Here is a 3,325-nt window from a genome sequence, read left to right on the forward strand (position 1 = left end):
GCAGACGGAGACGGTGCCGGCGGCGGACTACGAGGTGGACGTGATGCCGACGAGCTGCGGGTACTCGTACGCGACGGGGGCCGACGTCTGGTTCGACATCCCGGTGCCGGCGGCGACGCAGATGACGTTCCAGTGCACGTCGCCGTACGGATCGTACTACTTCGGCTACTCGCTCGACTGCACGGCGTGCACGCTGAGCCAGTACGGGTACTCGACGGGGTCGTTCGTCTACACGAACACGACGGCGGAGACCGTGGACGTGCACGCGTTCATCCAGGACTACTACCTGACGGCGGGCAACTTCACGGCGACGGTCTCGCTGGTGGATCTGCCCGAGGGCGACACGTGCATCGACGCCGTGGACATCGCGTCGTTCCCGCACACCTGGAGCGGGACGAGCACGCTGTTCATCCACACCTGCCCGGCGGGCGTGTGCCCCGGGACGAGCGGGCCGGACGTCTGGCACGAGGTGACCGTCCCGGCGGACACGGTGCTCCGGGTGGAGAAGACCGCCGGCACGTCGAACACGTTCATCGCCGCGGTCTCGGACTGCGGGGGCGCGCCGACGGTGCTCAGGTTCGTGAAGGCGCCGGAGAACCCCGAGATCCTGGTGTGGCACAACCAGAGCGCGTCGCCCGTGACGGTGTACGTGGTGACGGGGCTCGTGTCCTCGGGCACGCTGACGACGACGCAGTTCACGTTCAGCCTGGCGGCGCCGGTGGCGGGCGACTTCTGCACGAACGCCGTCGCGGTGCCGCAGGGCTCGACGGCGCACTACACGGGCACCTGGGCGGCGCTCGGGGACTACTGGTGGGGCGGCGCGGGCTGCGGCGCGGCGGGCGGCGCGGAGGTCTGGTTCGAGGTGCCGGTGCCGGCGGCGCAGCGGCTGACCGTCACCGAGCTGACGGGGATGGAGGACGTGAGCCTGAGCCTCCTGAACGCGTGCGGCGACACCGCGTGCGAGCTCACGTCGGACACGGGGATCCTGCAGTACCTGAACACCACGTCCTCCGCGCAGACGGTGTACGTCGCGGTGGACGCGATGGACGACTCGCCGGCGTTCGCGGGCTACGACGTGACGTTCAGCTGGGACGTGCAGCCGCAGGGCGACCTGTGCGCGAACCCGATCCCGATCGACGTGACGAGCCTCGACGTGAGCTGGACGTCGGGCGACTGGACGAGCTTCACGGACACGGTGACGATGACGGACGCGTCGTGCGAGGACGCGGACGGCCGCGACGTGTGGTTCGACGTGACGGTGGGGCCGGCGCAGAAGCTCGTCGTGACGAACGAGGACCTGACCGTCGAGACGCGGCTGCACGTCGTGGACGAGTGCGGCGAGGACGAGGTCTGCGTCGTGTCCGCGGCCGAGGAGCTGATCTGGTACAACGAGTCCGCGTCGAACGCGACGGTGACGATCGGGTTCGAGGCGTACGACAACGCGACCGTCGCGGGCGGCATCGACGTGCTGTTCGCGACCGAGGCGATCGCCACCGGCGACTCCTGCGCCACGGCGATCGACGTGAACGAGGGGACCGTGCCGTGGACCAACTACCAGCCGCTGTCGGACTTCGGCTCGTCCTGGCCGAACGGGGTGTGCGAGCCGGCGTCGGGCAGCACGGTGTGGTACGCGATCGACGTGCCGGACGATCGGGTCGTGAAGGTGGAGGAGCTGAACTCGGTGGACGCGGTCGTCTACCTGACCGAGGACTGCCCGGTCCTGGACACGTGCCTCGGCTCGTCGGACGCGCCGGAGATGGTGAACTGGTACAACACGAGCGGGGCGACGAAGACCGTCTACGCCGCGGTGCGCGGCAAGACGGCGACGAGCGGGACCGTGCAGACGCGGGTGAGCGTCTCCACCGCGGCGAACGGCAACTTCTGCTCGAACGCGATCCCGATCGACCTGACCTCCACCGCGACGGGCTCGTGGTCCGGCGACCTGTCGAGCTTCGTGGACGGCTTCACCGGCAGCACCGGGTGCGCCGGCGCGATCGGCCCCGAGGTCTGGTTCGCCGTCACCGTGCCCGCCGGCAACTGGCTGAACGCGTCCAACGGCACGTCCACCGATGTCGCGGTCCAGATGCTCGGGAGCTGCGCGACGAACAACTGCGTCGTGGCCGGAGCCAGCTCCGCCTGGTGGCAGAACAGCTCGTCGTCCGCGGCGACGGTCTACGTCGTCGTCGAGGGTGACGGCATCGTCACCGGCGCGCTCGACCTGACGTTCACGCGGATGACCACGCCGCCCGAGGTGACGCTCGGGACCGGGACCTCCGACTACTACATGCCGATGGAGCTGTTCTGGAACTACTCCTACTCGCAGACGATCTACCTCCCGAGCGAGCTGTACGCGGGCCCGATCCAGCAGATCGGCTGGCAGTACAACGGCGCCGGATCGTCGACCGAGACCATCGTCATCTACATGGGGCACACGACCAAGGCGACGTTCTCGAGCGGCACGGACTGGGTCACGCTCGCCGGACTGACGCAGGTCTACAGCGGCACGCTCGCCCTGAGCTCCTCCGGGTGGTACATGATCGACCTCGACACGCCGTTCAGCTACAACGGCACGGACAACCTCGTGATCGCGGTCGACAAGAACACGGGCTCGTACATCACTTCCATCACGTATTTCTACTGCTCCTCGGTGACGGGCACGCGGTCGCTCTACTACTACAGCGACTCCACCAACCCCGCGCCGGCCTCGCCGCCCTCGGGCTACACGGCCTCGTACATGCCCAATACAAGGATCCACTACTGACCGTCCCCCGGCTTGCGGCGTTCTTTCGTTCGCCTGTCGAATGAAAAATCGAAGATTCTCCTGTGAGCCCATCGAGTTGTCGGTCACTAATGTGTTTGAGATGTTCAGACCCCGTCGCTTCGCAAGGGGGGTGACCCTGCCTGCTGACGGCGGTTCGAAGAGACTGAAAGGGGAGATGTCGATGCGGCGAGCTAGATTCATGACGGTCATCGTGGTCGCGGCCTCCATGTGGCTCTGGTCGTGCGCGAAGAGCAGCGAGCACAAAGACGGAGACGGTGGGACCGACGCGGATTCGGACTCGGACTCGGACACCGACATCGACTCGGACACCGACACCGACTCGGACACCGACACCGACTCGGACACTGACACCGACACCGACTCGGACGCCGGCGCGCCGGACGGCGGCTCGACGTGCGAGGGCGCGATCGAGGTGCCGGACGAGCCGCTCGAGTGGGACTTCGTGAGCGACTGGATGTTCTTCACGGAGGACACGTTCGACGGGGCGATGCCGGGGTGCGAGGACAACCTGGGGAACACGGCGTGGTTCGAGGTGCCGGTTCC

Annotated in this window: 2 protein-coding genes; both read left to right on the top strand. The window is 67.6% G+C overall.

The annotated features are described in order from the left end of the window. The coding region (locus tag M0R80_31690; protein ID MCK9464204.1) for a hypothetical protein at positions 1-2,761 on the top strand (2,761 nt) is incomplete at its 5' end. A gap of 181 nt (positions 2,762-2,942) precedes the next feature. Beyond that, the coding region (locus M0R80_31695; protein MCK9464205.1) for a hypothetical protein at positions 2,943-3,325 on the top strand (383 nt) is incomplete at its 3' end.

It is taken from the genome of Pseudomonadota bacterium (genome assembly GCA_023229365.1).
GTDB lineage: Bacteria > Myxococcota_A > Polyangia > JAAYKL01 > JAAYKL01 > JALNZK01.